This is a genomic window from Mesorhizobium sp. W016, assembly GCF_054719485.1.
The window spans coordinates 5,048,870-5,070,811 of the sequence record NZ_JBTTIF010000002.1; the positions used below are offsets into that span (position 1 = coordinate 5,048,870).

Sequence of the window (21,942 nt, forward strand, 5' to 3'; positions counted from 1 at the left end):
GAATCTTCCGGCTGGAAACCGTTGCTTTGACATCGAAATCCCTGTTCGACCTCAACGGGCGGCTGGCGCTGATCACCGGCTCCGGCCAGGGCATCGGCCTGGCGCTGGCGCGCGGCCTTGCCGAGCATGGCGCAAGTGTCGTGCTCAACGGCCGCGATGCCGGCAAGGTTGCCGGTGCTGTCGCCGGCTTGCGCGACGCTGGCTTCAAAGCGCACCCCTCGACCTTCGACGTGACGGATTTTCGCGCGGTCGATGCCGATGTCGCCCGCATCGAGGCCGAGATCGGCGCCATCGACATCCTGATCAACAATGCCGGCGTGCAGTTTCGCGCCCCGCTCGAGGACTTTCCCGAGGAGCAGTGGGAGCGGCTGTTCAAGACCAATGTCTCCGGCGCCTTCCATGCCGGCAAGGCGGTCGCCCGCAACATGATCGCGCGCGGCAAAGGCAAGATCATAAACATCGGCTCGGTGCAGAGCGAACTCGCCCGGCCCAACATCGCGCCCTATACGGCGACCAAGGGCGCGATCCGCAATTTGACCCGTGGCATGTGCACCGACTGGGCGAAATACGGCTTGCAGATCAATGCCATCGCCCCCGGCTATTTCCGCACCGAGATGAACCAGGCGCTGGTCGACAACCAGGAATTCTCCGCCTGGCTGGAAAAGCGCACGCCGGCTGGCCGCTGGGGGTATGTCGACGAACTGATCGGCGCCGCCGTGTTCCTCGCCTCCGACGCCTCATCCTTCGTCAACGGCCATACGCTTTATGTCGACGGCGGCATGACGGCTTCGGTTTGACGGGAAACCCTATCGCTCAGTCTGAAAATCCACCACTACGGCCGGCAGCACACAGCGGCTTTCGCCCCGCGCCTTGACGCGAGCCCGAACTCAGCCGCACAATCCCGTCGCAGGCGAAGGGAGGCCAGTCGTCTGCGGGAGGTATAACCCATGACGGACGCGATCAGGCTCTATTGGGGCCGGTTCGGACATGTTTCTGTCCTGAATGTCGCCAGCGACTTCGTCACCCATGCGCATGTCGAGGCCCACATCATCATCTGGCTGGAGGGCACGGCCGGCGAGATGACCGTCGGCCGCGAGACGGTGCCGCTGGGTCCCGGCACCGCCGCCGGCATCAATTCCTACCAGCCACACAGCCACATTCTGTCGCACAACGGCAGGCCCGGCCTGTTCCTCGCCTTCTACATCGATCCGGATTGGGCGCGCCGGCGCCGCGACCTGCCTTCGTCGGCGCCGTTGTTTGCACAGGCTGCGATCACGCTCGAACCATGGCTGCACCAGGCCGCCGCCAACCTGCTCGATCATTTGAGCGATAATGAAAGCATCGACGACGTCGCCAATTACGAGATCGAGCGCTTCATCGATAGCGTGCTCGACGCCGCCGACGCCTCGGCGCCGCAGGAGACGCGCATCCGCGTCAACACCATGCAGGATTTCCGCGTCCGCAAGGCGATCCAGCTGATGAAGGCCAATGTCTGCGAGCGCATTTCGTTCGACGACGTCGCCCGCAGCGTCGGCCTGTCGCGGCCGCATTTCTTCGCTTTGTTCAAGGAACAGACCAATCTGACGCCCAACGTCTACTGGAACACGCTGCGCATGGAGGAAGCCGTGCGGCAGTTGCAGTGGTCGCAGGAGCCGCTGATCTCGGTCGCCTGCAATCTCGGCTTCACCACCCAGGGCAATTTCTCGCGCTTCTTCCGCGACCATGTCGGCGTGCCGCCGACGCTTTACCGCGAGGCGGCGCGGGCTATGGCCTGAGCCAAGCCGCTCGTTTTTCAGACTCCTTGATAGGGCCGCAAGACCCATTGATAAGCGCAGCACCGCCCGCCGCCCTACCCTGCTGCGTATCGAATTCGTAGGGGAATGATCATATGGCTGAAGTCACCGTCTCCAGCGTCATCGACGCGCCGGTCGAAAAGGTCTGGGCGCGCATACGCGACTTCAACGGCCTGCCGGGCTGGCATCCGCGCATGGTCAAGAGCCATATCGAAGACGGCAAGAGCGCCGAAACCATCGGCTGCGTGCGTAATTTCGAGCTCGCCAGCGGCGCGCGTATCCGCGAAAAACTGCTCGACTTCTCCGACGCGAATTTCCGCGTCAGCTACTCCATCCTGGAGACGCCGCAGCCGTTGACCAATCACAAAGCGACGCTGCAATTGCGCCGCGTTACCGACGGCGACCGCACCTATGCCGAATGGACAGCAACTTTCGACGCGGCGCCCGAAGAGGCCGACAAGATCGCCGCCGGCATGGCCGCCAATGTCTTCCAGGGTGGCTTCAATGCGTTGAAGAGCCATTTTTCTGGCCAGAGCTGAACCAGGGAGACTGCCATGGCGCTTGCCCTCCAGACCTTTTCGGCCGTCAGGGATGCCAACGCGGCGCTGAAGGCGCCCGGCACCCGCTATCTCGGCGGCGGCACGCTGGTCGTGCGTGCCGCCAATGAAGGCGATGTCTCCGTCACCGGCCTCGTCCGCTCGACCGATCCGACCCTTTCCGAGATTACCGTTGCCGGCGGCAAGGTCCGCATAGGCGCCTCGGTGACGATGGCGGCTATCGCCCGCCATCCGGAGCTTGCGGCGCTGTCCAAGGCCGCACGCGCCGTCGGCGGCCCGGCGATCCGCAATATGGCGACTGTCGGCGGCAATCTGTTCGCACCCGCGCCCTACGGTGATTTCGCTGTCGCCCTGCTGGCGTTGGATGCGACGGTCGGCACCGATGATGGGGAATTGCCTGTCGAGGATTTTCTGGCCAGGCGGGACGGCAGCCGCGCCATCGTCACGTCAGTCGCCTTCGCGCTGCCGAAGGCCGAGAATTTCCGCTTTCTGAAAGTGTCGCGGGTCAAGCCGAAGGGCGTCTCCGTGCTCAGCATCGCCGCCGTTCTCGAACAGGCCGGCGACGGCACTGTCTCCTCGGCGCGGATCGCGCTCGGCTGCATGGCAGACCGGCCGATGCGCGCCCGCGCTGCGGAAAAGGCACTGATCGGCAGCAGGCTTGACCAGGGCGGCATCGCAGCGGCGCTGGCTGCAGCCGGTGAAGGCACTTCGCCAATCACCGATCCGATCGCCAGCGCCTGGTATCGCGCCGAGGTTCTCCCGGTCCATCTCGGCCGGCTGCTGCTTACTTAACCACCGCTTGGGGGGGCGCGTCTGTCCGATCAATCGGGCAGGCGCGCTGGGAGGAAAACATGGCAAAGGTTCCGGTTCAGTTCACGCTCAACGGCTCGGAGAAGGCCGAATTTGTCGACAGCGGCACGACACTGCTGCACGCGCTGCGCGACAAGATCGGCGACACCTCGCCCAAGGGCGGCTGCCACCAGGGCACCTGCGGCGCCTGCTCGGTGATCATCGACGGCGAACTCCGGCTCTCTTGCCTGACCCTGGCCGAGACCTGCAGCGGCGCCGACATCCGCACCACATCGGGCCTCGCTGAGGCCGGCGTCCTGCATCCGCTGCAGCGTGCCTTCCTGGACGCCTTCGCCACGCAATGCGGCTTCTGCACGCCGGGCATGATCATGGCCGCCAAGGTGCTGCTCGACCATACCCCCAATCCGAGCCGCGAGGACGTGATCGAGGCGCTGTCCGGCAATATCTGCCGCTGCACCGGCTACGAGCCGATCATCCAGGCGGTGCTGACGGCGGCCCGAGCCAATTCGCAGAACGCGGCCTAAGGACCAAAAGAATGGAACTGCGCAAAAACTATTTCGCCGATCAGCGCAAGGACGGCCTGCACGAGATCGGCCATGGGCGGCCGCGGCTGGATTCGCCGGGACATGTGACGGGCAAGACCGCCTATTTCGCCGACCGCAATTTTCCTGGCATACTGCACCTGAAGATGGTCCGCAGCCCGCATCACCACGCCCGCATCCGCTCCATCGACACCTCCGAAGCAGAAAAGCATCCGGGTGTGATGAAAATCCTTACTGCCAGGGATGTGCCGCACAATGTCTACACCATCCTGATCCTGATCCAGGTCGGACCGGAAGACGAGACGGTGCTAGCCGACGGCAAGGTACGCTGGAAGGGCGAGGCGGTGGTGGCGGTGCTGGCCGAGACCGAGCGCGCGGCTCAGGAAGCGGCAGCCAAGGTCAAGGTCGACTACGAGGTGCTGCCGGCCGTCTTCGACATGGAAGAAGCGCTGAAGCCCGGCGCGCCTTTGGTCAATGAATATCACGGCCAGAACTATTACCTCTACGACAGCGGCGAATGCCGCAAGGTGCGCTTCGGCGATGTCGAGGCGGGCTTCGCCGGCGCCGACCACATCCTGGAACAGAGTTATCAATCCTCGCCGATCGAGCATGCGCCGACCGAGACCACCGGTTGCGTCGTGGTGCCGGAAGGCAATGATCGCTTCACCTGCTACACCAACACCCAGGCGATGTTCTTCACCCTCGACAACGCCTCGATCATCCTGCAGATGCCCGGCTCCAAACTGCATTTCGTCGGCGGCACCGTCGGCGGCGGCTTTGGCGGCAAGGTCGACGTCATCGTCGAGCCGATCGCCATTCTTGGCGCCAAGCTCACAGGACGTCCCGTCTCCTTCATCTACAGCCGCGAGGAGGAGATGCAGATCTCGTCACCCCGAGCGGCCGAAAAGATAATCATCAAGGATGGCGTGATGAACGATGGCCGCATCGTGGCTCGCAAGGTGACCGGCTACACCGATGCCGGCGCCTATTCGCGCCACTCGCCTTATGGCGCGCAGAAGGGAGCGGCGCACTATCCCGGGCCCTACACCATTCCCAATGTCTGGATCGACACTTATTGCGTCTACACCAACCGCACCCCCTCCTCCGCCATGCGCGGCTTCGGCGTCACCATCGGCGACTTCGCGCTGGAGGTGCAGATGGACAAGCTGGCGCGGCTGATCGGCATGGACCCGCTCGAATTCCGCTTCATCAACGCCTATCGCGATGGCGACATGAAGGCGCATCGCCAGCCGACCGAAGGAGCGGCGCTGATCGAGTGCATGCAGGAGGCGTCGCGCGCCGCCAACTGGCCGGTGGCGGAGAAGTATATGGCGATGTCCTCCTACACGAAGGGAGCTTGAGATGGCGATAAGGCGCGGACGCGGCGTCGCCGCGATCAACTACCCGACGGGCATGAACCTTGGCGGCGACCCGACGCAGGCGCTGGTGCATTCGACGCCGACCGGCAATTTTATGGTCACACTTTCGTCGGTCGATCTCGGCCAGGGCCTGAAGCAGATCATGGCGCAGATCTGCGCCGAGACCATCGGCGTGCCGACCGACCGGGTCACCATCGACACCGCCGACACCGACACCGGCCCGCACTGCATGGGCACCTTCGCCTCGCGCGGCACCCACCGCGCCGGCAACGCCGTCATCCAGGCGGCCAAGGAAGCGCGCCAGGTGATGCTGGAAGTGGCGGCGGAAGAGCTGGAGGTGAACGCCTCCGATCTCGAAACTGATGGCGAGGGCAACATTCTGGTCAAGGGCGCGCCACAGAAATCGATCTCGATCTTCGATGTTGCCTTGTCGGCGCATTTCAAGCGCGGCCGCTCGATCTCAGGCCGCGGCATGTTCCTGATCCCGCGCTCCTATCCGGAGAAAGAGACCGGCGCGATGAAGCCGTCGACCTGCTACGCCCATGCCTGCACGGTGGCCGAGGTCGAGGTCGATGACGAGACGGGCGAGGTTACGGTGCTGACCGTGAAGAACGTCTTTGAGATCGGCCGCGCGCTGAACCCGAAAATGGTTGAGCAGCAACTGGTCGGCGGTTCCTGGATGGGCATCAGCCACGCGCTCTACGAAACGACCGAGCCCTATTATCCCAACCGCGACCATGGCGGCACCGACTTCAACCAGTATCTGATGCCGGGACCGGGCGATCTCGCCCAAACCGAGATCATCGTGCTGGAGCGGCCTTCGGCCGACGGGCCTTATGGCGCCAAAGGGCCAGGCGAAATGTGCGCGAACCCGCAGATCCCCGCGGTTGCCAATGCCGTCTTCGACGCCGTCGGCGTGCGCATCGACACGCTGCCGATCACACCGGAGCGCATATTGCGCGCGCTGAAGGCGCAAGCGGCGAACTGAGGACGACATGCAGGAGCCGAATGCCGAGACTGTCGCGACCTCGCCGGAGGCGGTGGCACGGCATCTCGCTGCTTCGCGCTACCTCGCCGACGACAGCCTGGCCACCGCCATCTTCCTGGCCATACGGCTCGGCAAGCCGCTGCTGCTGGAAGGCGCGCCGGGCGTTGGCAAGACCGAAGCTGCGAAGGCGATCGCGCAACTGCTTGGCCGCGATCTGGTGCGGCTGCAATGCTATGAAGGCATCGACGCAGCACACGCGCTCTACGAATGGAACTACCAGCGCCAGCTGCTCGCCATCCGCCATGCCGGCGAGCATGAGATCGACATCTATGACGACCGCTTTCTGATCGCGCGGCCATTGCTGCAGGTGCTGCGGGCGCCGGAGCAGCGCGTGCTGCTGGTCGACGAGATCGACCGCTCCGACCACGAATTCGAAGCGCTGCTTCTCGAATTCCTTTCCGATTTCCAAATCAGCATCCCTGAGCGCGGCACGATCCGCGCCGAGGCACAGCCGATCGTCATCCTGACCTCGAACCGAACCCGCGAACTGGCGGAGGCGCTGCGTCGGCGCTGCGTCTATCACTGGATCGGCTATCCCGACGCCGAGCGCGAAGCCGCCATCATCATGCTGCGCGCCGGCGGGGTCGCCGAAGCGACCGCCCGCGCCGTGGCGGCCGCCGTGCAGGAGATCCGCGTCCGCCCGCTGGCCAAGCCGCCCGGCATCTCCGAGGCCGTAGAATGGGCCAACGCCGCCACCATACTGGAGAAAGGCGGCAGCCCATGGCCGCAAGCCTTCCGCCGAGCCATCGGTGTGCTTATCAAGGACGAGGAGGATTTGTCCGCGATCGCGCCGGAGCTTGGCCAGATTGTCGAGGAGGCGCTGGGGTGACGTGTGAGGTCAACAGCTCGTTCATAGCGAGGTGGCCTCACCTGGGCACTCTGCAACGCTGGCGGGACAGCGCCCCCCTCTGTCCTGCCGGACATCTCCCCCACAAGGGGGGAGATCAGCCGTCATCCTGGCTTTCGCCAATCTCCAGCGGCGCAGAAAGAACCGAAGCGCCAAAGCTGCTGATCTCCCCCCTTGTGGGGGAGATGTCCGGCAGGACAGAGGGGGGCGCGAAGGAATGATGCGTCAGGGAACCCTTCCTCTCGCCTCCGCGCCCTTCCTCCACTTCGCCCGGCTGCTGCGCCGCCACGCCTTTGCCGTCGCCCCCGAGCAGGTCTCCAGCTTCATGCAGGCGGTCACCCTGCTCGGTCCCCGCTCGATGGCCGACATCCGCGAGGCGGCGCTCGCAACGCTTGCCCCCCCGCCCGATCGCCGCGGCGAATTCGAGGCGCATTTTCGCAATCACTTCCATGGCGATGGCCAACCCTCGATCGAAGGCGAGGAAGACGAGGAAACCCGCATCAAAGACGATCACGGCACGCGCCAGGAGGAGAAACAGACCACGCGCCAGGAGAAAGGCGGCGATCTGTCGTCGGGCCTGGAGCAACTGAGCACGCGCGATTTTCAGCGTGACGATGACAGGCTGACCGCCTTCCGCCGCAAGCTCGCTTCAACCCTGCCCGCGCGCCGCTCCTTCCGCACCGTGCGCACCCATTCGCGCGGCAAGCTCGATCTGCGCCGCTCGCTCAGGGAAATCGTCAGCGCCGATGGCGATATCCCCTCGCCGCAGCTGCGCCGCCGCCAGACGGTGGCGCGCAAACTGCTGATCCTGATCGACGTCTCCGGCTCGATGAAGCTGCACACGGCGGACTACCTCAAACTGGCGCACGCCGCCGTACAAGGTGCTGACCGTGCCGAAATCTTCACCTTCGGCACGCGGCTCACCCGCATCACGTCCGCACTGCGTATCCGCGATCGCGACCAGGCTCTCGCCCGCGCGGCGGCACTCGTCGACGACTGGGACGGCGGCACGCGCATGGGACCGACCCTGCTCGCCTTCCTCTCGGTGCCCCGTTTCTCAGCCTTCGCCCGCGGCGCTGCTGTGATCATCCTGTCGGACGCGCTGGAGCGCGGCGACCATGCCGATCTCGAGACCGCAATGCGCCGACTGAGCGCGCGCGCCTTCCGGCTTTCGCTGGCGACACCTTTGGCCGGCGATCCGCGCTTCCAGCCGGCAACGGCGGCGTTGCGCGCCATCTTGCCCGATCTCGACGATCTCATCGACGGCTCGTCGCTCGGGAGTCTCACCGATTTCATCCTGTCGCTCGCCCGCCCGGCCCCGGCGGCGTCGGCAATCTGGAAAAGGGTATCGTGATGCAGAAAGCCATCGACGCGCATTTCCACATCTGGCGCCAGCAGGATCAGCCCTGGCTGGTCGGGCCGATGGTGCCACGCATTTTCGGCCCCTACGAGCCGATCCGCCGCGACTATCCGATCGAGGAATTTCTCGCCGATCAGCAAGGCGCAGGTGTCGAGAAGGCCGTCTATGTCCAGACCAACTGGGCCAAGGAGGATTTCGAAAAAGAAGTCGCCTTCCTGCAGAAGACTGCCGACGAGACCGGCTGGCCGCACGCTATCGTCGGCTATACCGATATGACTGTCGACGATGTCCGGCCCCAGATCGATCGATTGAAAAAGTACCCGCTCCTGCGCGGCGTGCGCATGCAGCTGCATTGGCACGAGACGCCGGCCTTCCGCTTCGCTGCCTCGGCCGATCAGGTCATCGACCCCAGGGTGCGGGCCAATGTCGCGCGGCTTAAAGACTATGGCCTGTCCTTCGACCTGCAGCTTTTCCCCGCCCAGATGAAGAACGGGCTGACGCTCGTCGGCGAGAACCCCGACACCAATTTCATCCTCACCCATGCCGGCATGCTGACCGGCATGGAGCCGGAAACCACCGAGGCCTGGAAAGCCGGCCTGAGTTCTCTATCAACAGCGCCGAACTTCTACGCCAAGCTGTCGGGCCTCGGCACCTTCGCCCACCGCAACGATCCGGCGTTGATTGCCTACATCGTCGACAATGCCATCGACATTCTGGGCGCTGACCACCTGATGTTCGGCTCCAACTTCCCGATAGAGAAGCTCTGGACCAGCCACGCCGAACTGATCAAGGCGCATCGTGCAGCCGTGGCGAAGCACGGTCCGGTGGCGGAAGCGGATATCTTTTGGAATACAGCAGAGAAGGTTTACAGACCGGCATAGCGCACGCTTTCCCTTCTCCCACAGGGGAGAAGGGAAAGCCGCCCCTCACTTCACTTCGAACTCAGGATCGACCGGAATCTGCATCGCAGTCACCAGATGGTTGGTCTGCCCGGCCAGCCCGATGATCGACACCAGCTCGCCATGCTGCGCATCGGTCAAGCCTTTGGCCCGCGCCGCAGCCGTATGCGAATGGACGCAGTAGGAGCAGCCATTGGCGGTCGACACAGCGATGTAGATCATCTCCTTGGTCAGCGGATCGATGGCGCTTTCCGTAGCCATCACCACTTTCAGCTGGTCCCATGTCCGTTTCAGCAAGGCAGGATCGTTGGCCAGCCCGCGCCAGAAATTGTTGACGAAGTCCGACTTGCGCGTCGCGCGGATGTCATCGAACACAGCCTTCGCAACCGGGATTTTTTCGACCTCGGCATCGCTGAGGAGTTTTGTGGCGGCCATGGCGTTTCCTTTCGTTGAATCGGTGGATCAGGTGGTTGAATCAGGTCTCGAGCAAGGGCGGCTAACCGGCTATTCCGATTCAGTTTTTGATGCTGACAGAACCATGGCGATTGGCCGAAGCATCTCAGCTTCGTCATTCACGGGCGAAGCAGGCGCGAAGCGCCGTCGCGGAGACCCGAGGATGACGAAGGCGCTGAGGCCTTCGCCAATTGGCGACCTATGCGCACCCTCAAACACCGACCAGAAACCTAATGAACCGCCGCATACATGATCTTCTCCTCCGTCGCCTCGGCGGGCGAAAACTCCTCGACCATACGGCCCTGCCGGCACACCAGAATCCGGTCCGACAGGTTCATGATTTCCGGCAGGTAGGACGAGATAACGACGACGGCCAATCCCTCGTCGGCCAGCCGGTTGATGATCTGGTGGATCTCGGCGATGGCGCCGACATCGACGCCGCGCGTCGGCTCGTCGAAGATCACGATACGCGGCTGCTGCACCAGCCCCTTGCCGATCACCACCTTTTGCTGGTTGCCGCCGGAAAGCTCGACCACGCGGGCATTGTCGTTGATCGCCTTGATGTTCAGCGTCTTCGTCCATTCAGCGGAAAGCCTGCGCATCTCCTGCTGGTTAATCACCCAGGCCTTTTCGCGGCCCGCCGCCAGGAGCCCGCCGAACAGGTTCTCGGCAATGCCCATCGTCTCGAAAATGCCCTCGCTCTTGCGGTCCTCGGTAACATAGACGATGCCGTCGGCGACCGCCTCACTGGGCACGAGATAGCGCACCGGCCTGTCGTCGAGTTCAATCGCGCCACCGCGCAGGAAATCGCGCTTGTAGATGCCGGAGACGATCTTGAAGGTCTCGGTGCGGCCGGAGCCGATCAGCCCGAACACACCGGTGATCTGTCCCTGAAAGATCGAGAAGGAGGTGTTGCGCACGACATTGCTCATCGAAATGTCCTGCACCGACAGCACCTTCTTGCCGGCCTTGCGCAGCTTCGCCTCGTCGCGCTGGCGGTAGATCTGTCCCGACAAAGTGCGCCCTACCATGGCGGCGACGATCTTGTCGCGATCGAAGGCCGATGTGTCGTCGGTGATCACCAGTTCGCCATCGCGCAGGATTGTGATGCGGTCGGCGATCATCAGCGCCTCTTCCAGTGCATGGCTGATGAAGACGATCGAGACGCCGTTCGCCTTCAGCCGCCGGATCAGTGCGAAAAAGTGCCGCTTCTCCTCCGGCGTCAGCGTCGCCGTCGGCTCGTCGAAGATGATGATCTCGGCATTGTGGTGAACGGCGCGCGCGATCTCGACCATCTGACGCTTGGCCGCGCCGAGCGTTGCCACCATGGCGTTCGGGTCGACCGGGAAGTTCAGCGATTGCAAAAACTGTTGCGCCGAAATGTAGGTGCCGCGCAGCCGGTTGAGAAACTTTTCGGTGCCGAGATAGAGGTTCTGCGCCACTGTCATCGACGGCACCAGGCTGGTCTCCTGGAACACCATGGCGATGCCGGCCTCGAGCGCCGCATGCGGCGAGGCGTAGGCGATCTCGCGGCCTTTGTGGAACATCTTGCCGGAAGTGGCGTCGACGACGCCGGCAATGATCTTGGTCAGCGTCGATTTTCCGGCGCCATTCTCGCCGAGCAGCGCGTGGATTTCGCCCTTGCGCAGTTCGAAGCTGACTTGTCTGACCGCGGGCACGCCGCGATAGTTCTTGGTGACATTTTCCAGGCGCACGATCGGTTCCATCAGAGACCTCCTGCGTCGATGGCCAGCACGCAATCGCCGCCCCTGGAGGCGATGAACAGGCGGCCGTCCGTTTCCGCCACGCTGCAGATGCCATGGCGCGTGCCGTCGGCGCGGCTGTGCAGGCTGAATTGCGGCTGCATGTTCTGATCGAGCCTGACCACCAGCCCATAGGAGCGGCTCGGCGACCAGGGCTTGTGGATGCCCATGGTGCGGATGCCGCCGCATTGCAGCGGTTCGAGGAAGCTGCGATTGGAGGCCAAAGCCGGCGCGATCCAGTAGGCCGGCGCCACCTGGTCTAGCATGTCGCGCCGATAGTGGGTTTCCTGGAGAACGAATTCGATCAGCCGGTTGCGTGGCGCGAACAGAGCCAGCCACGCGCCGCCATCGCCGGCCGGCGCGAGGCGCGCGGGATAGCCGGGCAGATGCGTCAGCACGGTCGAGCGGCTACCGGTCGCACCATCGAAGCGAACGAGTTGATGGCGCCAGCTTTCGCTGACCAGCACATCCCGCCCAATGGGATGCAGCCCATAGGGAAAGGCGATATCGCCGGCCACTTTGCGGAACTCGGCGGCGGCCGCGTCCCGCCTCCAAAGCGAACCGGACGCGCCCTTCTTCATCAGGTCGGCGGCCCATTGCGACGGCGTGTGCTCAGCCGAGCCATTGGCCAGCCACAACGTGCCGTCGTCTGCATAGGCAAGCGCGGTGATGCAGCTGACGCCGGCCGGCAGCGAAACCTCCTTGCCGGCAACCAGCAGCTTGCCGCTTTCCAACCCCACCGTCAGTTCGCCCGACAGTGATAGAGCCAGCGCCTTGATGGGGGAAAGAAAGGTCCCGACAACCTTCGGCTCCACCCCTGCGGCAAGCGAATATACCGCATTGCCGCTGGAAACGAGCAGCCGGCCATCGGCAACCAGAAGATTGTCGGGTTCGATCAGTCCGGCAAAAACCGGCGCACCATCGAGCCGCGTGTTGGGGCGGAAGGCGCCGTCGAGCGGCGGGATGGTGACGGCCTTGCCGCGAAACATGTCCAAGATGGGATCGAGGATCATGGCTGCGTTCCCCAATAAGAAGCGGAGCTGGTCCAGGTCGGGTCCGCGCCCGCAATCTTGTAGCGGCCGATGCGGTTGTTGAGGATGCCGCCGACGAACAGGAAACCCTTGTGCTCGCGCATCGAGGTGACCATCGGATGCGCGCCGCCGGTGAGGTCGCCCATCGCCTCGATAATGCCGCCCTTGTCGTTGAATTTCACCACGCCGCCGGTGTTGATGTTGGGGAACAGCCACTCGTCCTGCGGCAGCCGGCGCGTCATGCGCTTGCGCATATCGGGATGGCGCAGCGACAGGTCGAAGCTCGGCGTGCGCATGCCGAGCCATGCCATCCAGTAATTGCCGTCGGAGGCGCGGTTGATGTTGTCGGGATAACCCGGCATGTCGCGGATGACGCATTCGGCGGCGCCCGCCTTCGGCCCTTCCAGCCAGTAGCGATGCACGCGGCAGGCCCAGCTCTCAGCGAAGAACAGCGACTTCCCGTCATGCGCCATGCACACACCATTGGTGTAGCGGTAGCCGTCGAGCAGCGTTTTCGTCGAACCGTCCTTCGGGTCATAGACCAGCAGCCGGCCGGTGGCGCGGTTCTCGATCGAGTCAAGCGCCCAATCGTGGGCGTCATAGCGCTTGGTGGAGTCAGTGAAATAGATGCGCCCGTCCGGCGCGATGTCGCAATCATTGGGGTCGCGCAGCCGCGCATCGTCTACGATCGAGGTCCAGGAGCGCGACGTCTCGGCCGACAAGCGCCTCACTTCCCGATCCGGTGAGACGGAATAGAGCCCCATGGCGCCGACGCAGCTGATCAGATTGCCCGATTTGTCGAAGGCCAAGCCTAGCGGAAAACCACCGATATGGGCAAACACCTCCGACTTCACATAATCCGGTGCGAAAAAGCGGACGATCTCGCCATGGCGCGTGCCGCAATAGAGATGGTCGTCGCGGTCGAGGATGACGTCTTCCGGCCCTTCCAACTCGCCGAGCCCGATATGGTCGGCCGCCGACAGCCGGTTGTCGAGCGCGTAGGGCGTGCCTGAGCCCGGCACCGCAGACTGTGTCTCGCCCATCTTGAGATAGACCGGCGCGACATAGACTTCGTTGAGCACCTTATGGCGGTTCTTCAGCCAGCGGATGTCGATTGTCACCGCCACCGCCAGCATGATGCCCAGCACCATCTGGTTGGTGCCGGTGCCATAGCCCAGCCGGATCAGCCCGTTGGTCATGGTCAGCACGATGATGGCGCCCATCAGCCCCTTGATGACCGAGCCGCGGCCACCACCCAGGCTGACCCCGCCGACCACCGCCGCCGTCAGCGCCATGATCTCAAGGTTGAGGCCGGTGCCCGGCCCTGCCCCACTCAGGCGGCAAGCGATCAGGAAGCCGCCGATCGAGGCGCAGAAGCCGGAAAAGACATAGGTCATGAACACGGTGCGACGCACGCGAATGCCGGCATTGTGCGCCGAGCGCCTGGATCCGCCGACCGCCAGCACATGCCAGCCCGGCCGGGAGCGCGTCAGCGCGATATGGGTGACGATGGCAAGAATGATCGCCAGCCACACCGAGACCGAAAGCCCCCAGAAGGTGCTGTCGCCGATGAAGTCGAGCACATCGGATGTCGCCTGGGAAAGCTGCACGTCTGCGGCATAGGTGGTGACGAGAATATCGAACAGCGCCCGGCCAAAAATGAAGGTGACCAGCGTAGTCAGAAAGGCGCGCAGCCTGAGATAGCCGACGAGGTAGCCGTTGACGGCGCCGAAGATGAGCCCGGTGGCAAGCGATGCCGCCAGCGCCAGCCAGATAGACTGTTCGAGGATGAAGAAGACATAGACGGCGGAGAAGCAGGACAGCGCGAAGATCGAACCGACGGACAGATCGATGCCGCCGCCCAGCATCACCACCGTCATGCCGGTGACCACCATCGAGAACTCGCCGAGCTGGCGGGTCGATTCCTGTAGCGAGGTCAGCTTGAAGAAGCCGGGAATGATCGAGCCGAACACGCTGAGCGTCGCCACCAGCGCCAGGAACGGAATGGCGTTGTCGGTCCAGCGTTTTGTCAGGATTTCGCCGACCAGATGGTCGGGCACGAGATTGTAGCGCCAGGACTGGAGGCGTTCGCGAAAGGACATCGGCGGCTGCTATTCCATGAGGGAACGAGGTGACCGGATTGTCCAGCCACCTCGTTTATTTCAGTCGAAAAAGCGCGGCTTACTTCGCCGCCGCTTCGGCCTGCAGTGCCTTCAGGTCCCAGCAGCTGTCGGGCTTGAGGTCGGCCTTGGTCGTAGCCTTCTCCAGTGTGTAGATGTAGGTGTGCGACGTGCCGGCCGGCTGGCCGCTCTGCAGCAGGAACTTGATGATAGCGTTCATGTCGCCGGACTGGCGAGCCAGATCGGTCATCACCACGGCGCCGTAAGTTCCGTCCTGCAATTTGTCGCAATCGGCCGCCTTCTCGCCGCCGCCGGTGGTGACCAAAAAGACCTTGCCGTCGAGCTTGGCGTCGCGGATGGCGGCGGATGCGCCGGTGGCGTCACCATCCCAGAAGTCGATGATCGAGCAGATGTCGGGGTTCTGCTGCAGCATTGTCGTCGTCACGTTGCGCGACGTCGTCGGATCCCAGTTGGAGTCGGGCTTGGCCACGACTTTGAAGTCGGGGTGCTTCTCCAGCACCTTCATGATGCCGGCATACTGGTAGAGACTGGACGAGTTGGCCTGATCACCCTGCACAAGGCCGATCTTCTTCGACGAGTTCTCGCCGCAGCCCTTGATCGCCGCTTCGGCTTCGAGCTGGCCAAGCCGGTCCCAGTCGCTGCCGACAAAGGCGTCGGCCGGGAAGTTGGCGGGGTTGTCGACCAGTATGACGTAGGTGCCGGCGGCCTGTGCCTTCTTCATCAGCTTGGAATAGGAGTTGAGGTCCGGCGCATGGATGATCAACACGTCCGGCCTTGTGTCGGACGAGATCGCGTCGGTGATCGCCTGTGCACCGGCATCGACGACCCAGTTCGGATCGCGTGTTTCGAAGGTGCCGCCCCAGGCCTCGACTTCCGTCTTCAGATAGTGCGACCAGCCCTGCGCAAGGTCGAAGCCCATCGCCAGCGGCACCAGCATGACGCGCTTGCCCTTGAGCGCCTGCGCGTAAGCGGCCGGGCCCGGATCGTCGGCGGCGAAGGTCGGCGCGACGAAGGCGGTAGCGGCCAGCGCCGTGGCGGCGGCCATCAGTGTTCTGATCAGTTTCATGTCACATCCTCTGTTTTTCACTTATTGCCGGCCGGTCGGCATGACCCGGTCGGGTACCCCTTAGATGTCGCCCTGCTGCGCAGTCTGTTCGTCGCGCGGATTGATGATGCCGTCGACGATGATGGCCCCCAGCAGGATCGCCGCCTTGATCAGGTTTTGATAGAGCAGCGGAATGTCGATGATGGTCATCGCGTTCGACAGGATGCCGATCAGTGCAGCGCCCACCAGCACGTTGCGCACCCCGCCCCGCCCGCCGGAAAGGCCGATGCCGCCGATCACCGCCACCAGCACGATGTCATAGAGCAGCGTCGAGTTGACGACGCGGGTGTTGATCGAATGCAGGCTTGCCGCCGTAAGCAGGCCGGCGATCAGCGCGACAAAGGCCGAAACCACATAACGCAGCACCAGCATTGGCCGCACCGGAATGCCGATGTTGCGCGCGGCGACCGGATTGTCGCCGGCGAAATAGATGTAGCGGCCCCATTTGGTGTAGCGCAGGAACACGAAGAACAGGAAGGCGAGCCCGGCGAAGACGAACACTTCGATCGGAATGTCGAGGAAACGCAGGCCGCCGAGCAGCTCCACCCAATGGCCCTGAGGCACCGGCACCGCATCCTGCGTGATCAGTTGCGAGCGGACATAGCCGAAGACGAAGGAGCCGGTCGCCAGCGTCACGAAGATCGCCGGCACGTCGGCATAAGCGACGAGAAAACCATTGAGCAGGCCGATGGCGAGCACGCCTGCCAGCACATAGGCGAAGGCGAGCCCATCAGGCGTTCCGGCGTTGAGCAATTGCAGATACCAGGCGACCGACATCGCCATGATCGCCACCGCCGACAGGTCGATGCCCCTGCCGATTATGACGACCGCCATGCCGAGCGCCAAAATGCCCAGCACCGACACCGAGCGGACGATGGCAACGAGATTGTTGGCAGCGATGAAACCAGGCAGCCCAATGGCAGCGGCGACGAACAGCACCACGGCGATGGCAAAGACAATGCCTTCCTGATTCAGGCTCCTGACATTTGGCCAGCCAATCGTGTTCATGTCTGCATTCGCCCCGATGGCAGCTCTGCCACCCCTTCCGAAGAAAGCTAATCGGCTCGGCGCCGCTTCGTCAAATGAATCCGCGCTCGGAACGCCCGTTGGCAGTGATAATCTTCCAGTGGACGCACCGATTGCTAGAACTGGCGCAATCCTAGGAAAAGGCTGCGCTTTTGGCATTCCGTTGCACCATTGCGTGTATGCGCGAAGGTGCCGTTCTGAGGCGAAAGCACAAGGCGGAATTAATTGCCGCCTGAGCGGCGAAAATCGCGAATTCAGGTCCTGGTCATGTGGCCTGAAACTTCGGCGCCTGCACCGGGCGGCAGCACGAGGAACCGCAACGCCGCCACCAGCCCGATGGCGCCGATGACCAGGAAGGCGATGCGAAAATCGACGAGGTCGAGCGCCGGCCGGTGCCTGACGATCTGCGACAGGTTGAGGATGGCAGCCGCCACCGCCACGCCGAACAGCATCGATATCTGCTGCAGCATGGAGGACAAAGTCGCCGCCGAGTTGCGCTGCGCGGCATCGATGTCGGCGAAGGCCAGAGTATTCAGCGCCGTGAACTGCATCGAGCGCGTCAGGCCGGCGATCAGCATCAGCATCACTACCAGCGCCTGCGGCGTTTCGGGCGAGATCGCCGCGCAGGCCATGATCGAGGCCGAGGCGATCAGGCCGTTGACGACCATGACCGTGCGAAAACCAAAGCGTCGCAGCGTCGGCGTCGTCACCGTCTTCATGCCGAGATTGCCGACGAAGTAGGCCAGGATCATCAAGCCGGCATCGACCGGCGAAAGGCCAAAGCCGACCTGAAACAGCAGCGGCAAAAGGAACGGCGTGGCGTTGATCGCCACGCGAAAAATGGTGCCGGCGGCAAGCGTCGAGATGGCGAAGGTCTGCACCCTGAACGCGCTGAGATCGAGTAGCGGATGCGGCGCGCGCCGGAGATGCCGCACCGCCAGCCAGCCGATGACGATGCCGGCGGCAATCAGCAGCACGGCGGGCAAAGCGCCGTCTTCCGGATGTGCGATGCGCTCAAGGCCGTAGAGCAGCAGCGCGAGCCCAAGCGACGTGAGGAAAAACCCCGGCCAATCCAGCGGCTTGGGATCGGCCGCGCGGTCGCCCGGAATGAAGCGCGCGACCAGCGCCAGCCCGACCAGCCCAAGCGGGATGTTGATGAAGAAATTCCAGTGCCAGGAGAGATAGGTTGTGATGAAGCCGCCAAGCACCGGCCCGACCACGGGCGCAAACAACGCCGGCCAGGTGATCAGCGCCGTGGCGTTGAGCAGCTCCGATTTCGACGCATTGCGCAGCACCAGAATTCGCCCGACCGGCGTCATCAGCGCGCTGCCAAGGCCTTGCACGACGCGAGCGGCAACGAACTGAGGCAGACTTTGCGAGAAGCCGCAGGCCAGCGAGGCCAGCGTGAACAGTACGATCGCCAGCAGGAAGATGTTGCGCGCGCCGAAGCGGTCGGCAAGCCAGCCCGACAGCGGCACGAACACTGCCATGGTCAGCATATAGGCGGTGATGCCGATGCTCATCGCCACCGCCGGCACGCCGAAGGATTGTCCCATCTGCGGCAGCGAGGTCGAGATGATCGTCGAATCCAGCAGCTGCATGAAAAACGCGATGGCGACGATCAGCGCCACGCGCCGCGCATTGCTGGCGGTTACGGCGGAGGCCTCGGTGTCGGGAACGGCAGTCATGGCGAACCGCGTTGAACAGCATATGGCTGGCCCCGTCCAGAGCTTATCCAACAAACTTCCGTGTCGGCTCGCAGCCTGTTATGGATGGGCGGGCGGCCAAGGACATTGCATGAAGCCTATCTATATCGACTACCTCAATGGCCTCGATATCGAAGCCCTGGAGATGACCGACGGCGAAATCATTGCCGCTGTCGAAGCCGGGCTTATCGCGCAAGGCAATGGCCAGACGGTGATCGAGCCGCGCGTCCATCTTGAACCCGCCCCTTCCTTCCATGGCCATTTCAACGTTCTGCGCGGCTACGTTGCGCCGCTCGATACGGCGGGCGTGAAAATCGTCGGCGACTATGTCGACAATTATCTGCACGGGCTCCCTTCAGAATTTGGCATTTTGAACCTGTTCGATCCGCGCACCGGCACGCCGCGCGCCATTCTCGACGCCACCGTCATCACCGACATGCGCACCGGCGCCGTCACCGCTATCGGCGCCAAACATCTGGCGCGCAAGAACTCCAAGGTGCTGGCCCATATCGGCGCACGTGGCACCGCCTATTGGAATGTCCGCCTGCTCGACCATCTCTTCGACTTCGACGAGATCCGCGTTCATTCGCGCCGCCCGAAAAGCCGCGACGGCTTCGCCGCCAAACTCTCCGCCGATCTCGGCAAGACCGTCACGGCGGTCGCCGACTGGGAGAGCTGCGTCAAGGGCGCCGACATCGTCGTCGAGGCCTCGCGGCTGCCGGAGCCGCAGCCGCTGCTCAAGACCGAATGGATCAAGCCCGGTGCGCTGGTCGTGCCCTATGGTACGATGAGCGCGGTGGAGCTGTCATTGACCGACATCATGCAGAAAATGGTCGTCGACGACTGGGGCCAGTGCAAAGGCGGCAAGTTCGGCTCGCTGCGCGCCCATGTCGAGACCGGGCGGCTGAGCGAAGCGACGCTGCACGCCGAGCTCGGCCAGATCGCTGCCGGTCTCAAGCCGGGACGCCAGAGCGACGACGAGACGATCCTGTTCTGGCATCGCGGCCTGTCGCTGTCCGACATTGCGCTGGGCAAGGCGATGCTGGCCAAGGCTGCTGATAAAGGCATCGGCCAGAGGCTGCGCTTCGCATGAGCGCGCTCGTCCTCACCGGCGCCGGCGTCAGCGTCGAGGACGTTGCGGCGGTCGCCCGCGGCGGCCGCAAGGTCGAGGTTGAACCGACAGTCATCGAGAGGCTCGACAAAGCGCGAAAAGTGCTCGATCAGGTCGCCGCGTCCGGTCAGCAAATCTATGGGCTCAACACCGGGCTCGGCGCCAATCTCGGCACATCGGTCGAGGGCGATGCCAGCGCCTTCCAGCGCCAGTTGCTGGAAGGGCGAAGCGGCGCTGTCGGCGAACCGTTGCCCCAAGAGGCGGTGCGGGCGACCATGCTTGCGCGCGCAGCGATGCTGGCAGTCGGCGGCTCCGGCATTTCGCCGGCGGCTTTCACCGCCCTTGTCGATGCGCTCAATGCAGGCGTGCATCCGGTAATGCCGCAGTTGGGCTCGATCGGCGCCGGCGATCTCGTGCTGATGGCGGCGCTCGCCCGTCTGCTGACCGGCGACGGCGAAGCTGACTATCAGGGTCGGCGCATGCCGGCGGCCAAGGCGTTGATGATGGCGCGGTTGGCTCCGATCAGCCTGGCGCCGAAAGACGGCCTGTCGCTGATCAACGCCTCGGCGGTATCAGCCGGCACTGGCGCGTTGGTACTGGCCGACGCGCTGTCGGCCTTTGCGCAACAGCAGCAGGCCGGCGCGCTGACCATGGAAGGGTTTGGCGCCAACCGCACCATCCTCGATCCGCGCCTGCATCTGGCGCGGCCGGCAGCCTGCCAGCAACTCGCGGCCAAGGGCTTGCGCTACCTGCTTGCCCGCGACGAAGAGCCGGCGCCGACCACCCTGCAGGACCCGCTGTCGATCCGCTGCATGCCGTCGATCCATGGTGCATTGATCCAGGCGATCGACCAGGCGCGGCTGGCGCTGGAGATCGAACTCAATGCCGCCGCCGACAATCCACTGGTGCTGGGCGATGACGGGCTGGTTCTGTCGACCGGCAATTTCCACACCGCATCGCTGGCGCTTGCCTTCGAGACGCTCGGCCTGGCGATCGCGCAATGTGCCGCGGCAAGCGTTGCCCGCTTCATCCAGCTCGCCGGCTCCGGCCGCAACGGTCTGCCCAGATATCTGTCGCCGGTTGGCGGCGCCTCGGCCGGTTTCGTGCCGCTGCAAAAGACGGCAACGGCAATCCTGGCCAGCATCCGCCACAAGGCCAATCCGGTGATGCTGGATTTCCTGGCCGTGTCCGAAGGCGTAGAGGACCACGCCACGCAGACGCCGCTTGCCGTGTCGAAATGCGCTGGGATGATCGCGCTGTGGCGCCGGCTGATCGCCTTCGAACTGATGGCCGCCGCGCAAGCCGTGGACCTGCGCGACGGTCTCAAGCTGGCGCCCGGCACAGCAGCGGTCCATACCGCGGTGCGCGCGCATGTAGCGATGCTGAGAGAGGACCGGCCGCTGGGAACGGATGCCGAGGTGCTCCATGCCATGCTCGCCGACGGAACATGGCAAGGTGCAGCGATGATCGGCAAGGAGGCCGAGTAGTCAGCCCTTTGCGTCCACCCGTTTCATGAACAGGCTGAGCTCGGCCGGATCCATGCGCACGACATGCCTGTCTTCCGGATAGGCGCCGCTATCGACGTCGGCAACGTACTCGGAAAACGCCGCGACGCGTTCCGCCTGCAGACGATCGTACTCGGCGGCGAAGTTGCGGTAGACCTTGGAATGGCGCGGCATGTGGCCCCGGTTCTGGCCAAGAATATCGTCGGCAAACAGATATTGCGCGTCGCAGCCGGTGCCCGCACCCATCGACAGCATGATCAGCGAGGTCCGTTCCGAGATCGCCTTCGCCACCTCGATCGGCACCACTTCGATCTCGGCGCCGAGAGCTCCAACGGCCTCATACTGCTTGACCGCCTCAAAAATCTGCATGGCGGTGTCGGCGGTCTTGCCGACGGCCTTGAAGCCGCCGGTCCAGGTGGCGCGGGACGGAATGAGGCCGACATGGCCGATGACGGGGATCGCGTCGTCGGCGAGCCGCTTCACGGTGGCGAAACCGGCGCTGCAATAAACGGCGTCGGCGCCGGCCTTGTAGAGCCGGAACGCCCAGCGCAGGAAATCGTCCGCCGTGCCGATCTCATAAAAATTCTCGCCCGGCATGGTGAACAGGCTGGGCGCCGCATCGCGATACTCAGGGTTGAGCACCAGCTCGGGCGGCACCGAGACGATATCGACCCCTGCCCGCTCGGCAGCCTCGGCCTCGTCCATGGTCAGGACGCGCAGCATGGTCAGCTGGCGCTTGCCCTTCATGGCGCGCAGATCGGCGACGGTCGGTCTCTTTCGGCTCATCGGGATGTCCCTGTTGGCTGGTTGCTTTTCCCGGTCACCTTACCGGCCCCGTAACAGGCCGGATAGAAGGCGGGTGGTTT

Annotated in this window: 20 protein-coding genes; 12 read left to right on the forward strand and 8 right to left on the reverse strand. The window is 64.0% G+C overall.

Annotation, left to right across the window (positions count from 1 at the left end; translation table 11 throughout):
* Window positions 1-26 precede the first annotated feature (26 nt).
* From ACYG9V_RS24955 to ACYG9V_RS25000, 10 genes are all read left to right on the forward strand, one after another.
* Entirely contained in the window at window positions 27-797 is a 771-nt protein-coding gene (locus ACYG9V_RS24955) for an SDR family oxidoreductase (RefSeq protein WP_023712093.1), read from the forward strand.
* Between the two features lie 150 nt (window positions 798-947).
* A complete protein-coding gene (locus tag ACYG9V_RS24960; protein ID WP_023712094.1) occupies window positions 948-1,775 on the forward strand; it encodes an AraC family transcriptional regulator in 828 nt (275 codons plus the stop codon).
* A gap of 113 nt (window positions 1,776-1,888) precedes the next feature.
* Complete coding sequence (locus tag ACYG9V_RS24965) at window positions 1,889-2,332, forward strand: SRPBCC family protein (RefSeq protein ID WP_023673045.1); 444 nt, start codon at window positions 1,889-1,891, stop codon at window positions 2,330-2,332.
* Between the two features lie 15 nt (window positions 2,333-2,347).
* Complete coding sequence (locus ACYG9V_RS24970) at window positions 2,348-3,142, forward strand: FAD binding domain-containing protein (protein WP_352763100.1); 795 nt, start codon at window positions 2,348-2,350, stop codon at window positions 3,140-3,142.
* A 59-nt stretch (window positions 3,143-3,201) separates the two neighbouring features.
* Window positions 3,202-3,684, forward strand: a complete 483-nt coding sequence (locus ACYG9V_RS24975; RefSeq protein WP_023746979.1) for a (2Fe-2S)-binding protein — start codon at window positions 3,202-3,204, stop codon at window positions 3,682-3,684.
* A gap of 11 nt (window positions 3,685-3,695) precedes the next feature.
* Entirely contained in the window at window positions 3,696-5,063 is a 1,368-nt protein-coding gene (locus ACYG9V_RS24980) for a xanthine dehydrogenase family protein molybdopterin-binding subunit (protein ID WP_352763103.1), read from the forward strand.
* A gap of 1 nt (window position 5,064) precedes the next feature.
* On the forward strand, window positions 5,065-6,069 hold the full coding sequence (locus ACYG9V_RS24985) for a xanthine dehydrogenase family protein molybdopterin-binding subunit (protein WP_023690781.1): 1,005 nt from the start codon (window positions 5,065-5,067) through the stop codon (window positions 6,067-6,069).
* Window positions 6,070-6,076: 7 nt separating this feature from the next.
* Window positions 6,077-6,958, forward strand: coding sequence for an AAA family ATPase (locus ACYG9V_RS24990; RefSeq protein WP_352763105.1), 882 nt, complete (start codon window positions 6,077-6,079; stop codon window positions 6,956-6,958).
* 235 nt (window positions 6,959-7,193) lie between these two features.
* Window positions 7,194-8,330 carry a vWA domain-containing protein gene (locus ACYG9V_RS24995; protein WP_352763107.1) on the forward strand — a complete coding sequence of 379 codons (1,137 nt, stop codon included), beginning with the start codon at window positions 7,194-7,196 and terminating at the stop codon, window positions 8,328-8,330.
* On the forward strand, window positions 8,330-9,217 hold the full coding sequence (locus tag ACYG9V_RS25000) for an amidohydrolase family protein (protein ID WP_352763298.1): 888 nt from the start codon (window positions 8,330-8,332) through the stop codon (window positions 9,215-9,217). The genes ACYG9V_RS24995 and ACYG9V_RS25000 overlap by 1 nt, the downstream gene beginning before the upstream one ends.
* A 45-nt stretch (window positions 9,218-9,262) precedes the next feature.
* On the opposite strand, the gene ACYG9V_RS25005 is transcribed toward ACYG9V_RS25000, so the two are convergent.
* The 7 genes from ACYG9V_RS25005 to ACYG9V_RS25035 all read right to left on the reverse strand — a co-directional run bounded on the left by ACYG9V_RS25005 (window position 9,263) and on the right by ACYG9V_RS25035 (window position 18,442).
* A complete protein-coding gene (locus ACYG9V_RS25005) occupies window positions 9,263-9,670 on the reverse strand; it encodes a carboxymuconolactone decarboxylase family protein (RefSeq protein ID WP_352763108.1) in 408 nt (135 codons plus the stop codon).
* A 248-nt stretch (window positions 9,671-9,918) separates the two neighbouring features.
* Window positions 9,919-11,415, reverse strand: a complete 1,497-nt coding sequence (locus ACYG9V_RS25010; RefSeq protein WP_352763111.1) for a sugar ABC transporter ATP-binding protein — start codon at window positions 11,413-11,415, stop codon at window positions 9,919-9,921.
* Window positions 11,415-12,464 carry an NHL repeat-containing protein gene (locus ACYG9V_RS25015; protein ID WP_352763113.1) on the reverse strand — a complete coding sequence of 350 codons (1,050 nt, stop codon included), beginning with the start codon at window positions 12,462-12,464 and terminating at the stop codon, window positions 11,415-11,417. The genes ACYG9V_RS25010 and ACYG9V_RS25015 overlap by 1 nt, the downstream gene beginning before the upstream one ends.
* Window positions 12,461-14,584: an ABC transporter permease gene (locus ACYG9V_RS25020; protein ID WP_023746981.1), complete on the reverse strand. Its 2,124-nt coding sequence runs from the start codon at window positions 14,582-14,584 to the stop codon at window positions 12,461-12,463. Before ACYG9V_RS25020 ends, ACYG9V_RS25015 begins: the two co-directional genes overlap by 4 nt.
* A gap of 79 nt (window positions 14,585-14,663) precedes the next feature.
* Complete coding sequence (locus tag ACYG9V_RS25025) at window positions 14,664-15,689, reverse strand: sugar ABC transporter substrate-binding protein (protein ID WP_023668177.1); 1,026 nt, start codon at window positions 15,687-15,689, stop codon at window positions 14,664-14,666.
* Between the two features lie 60 nt (window positions 15,690-15,749).
* Window positions 15,750-16,736 carry an ABC transporter permease gene (locus ACYG9V_RS25030; RefSeq protein WP_023699681.1) on the reverse strand — a complete coding sequence of 329 codons (987 nt, stop codon included), beginning with the start codon at window positions 16,734-16,736 and terminating at the stop codon, window positions 15,750-15,752.
* Window positions 16,737-17,008: 272 nt separating this feature from the next.
* Window positions 17,009-18,442 (reverse strand): DHA2 family efflux MFS transporter permease subunit, encoded by a 1,434-nt coding sequence (locus ACYG9V_RS25035; RefSeq protein WP_023699682.1) that lies wholly within the window; start codon window positions 18,440-18,442, stop codon window positions 17,009-17,011.
* A 109-nt stretch (window positions 18,443-18,551) separates the two neighbouring features.
* Between ACYG9V_RS25035 and ACYG9V_RS25040 the strand changes: the two genes are divergently transcribed.
* Window positions 18,552-19,553, forward strand: a complete 1,002-nt coding sequence (locus ACYG9V_RS25040) for an ornithine cyclodeaminase family protein (RefSeq protein WP_023699683.1) — start codon at window positions 18,552-18,554, stop codon at window positions 19,551-19,553.
* Window positions 19,550-21,058, forward strand: coding sequence for an HAL/PAL/TAL family ammonia-lyase (locus tag ACYG9V_RS25045; protein WP_023712100.1), 1,509 nt, complete (start codon window positions 19,550-19,552; stop codon window positions 21,056-21,058). The genes ACYG9V_RS25040 and ACYG9V_RS25045 overlap by 4 nt, the downstream gene beginning before the upstream one ends.
* Here ACYG9V_RS25045 and ACYG9V_RS25050 read toward each other — a convergent pair whose 3' ends face one another.
* A complete protein-coding gene (locus ACYG9V_RS25050; protein ID WP_023682254.1) occupies window positions 21,059-21,862 on the reverse strand; it encodes a 3-methyl-2-oxobutanoate hydroxymethyltransferase in 804 nt (267 codons plus the stop codon). It lies immediately after the preceding gene.
* Window positions 21,863-21,942: the final 80 nt, after the last annotated feature.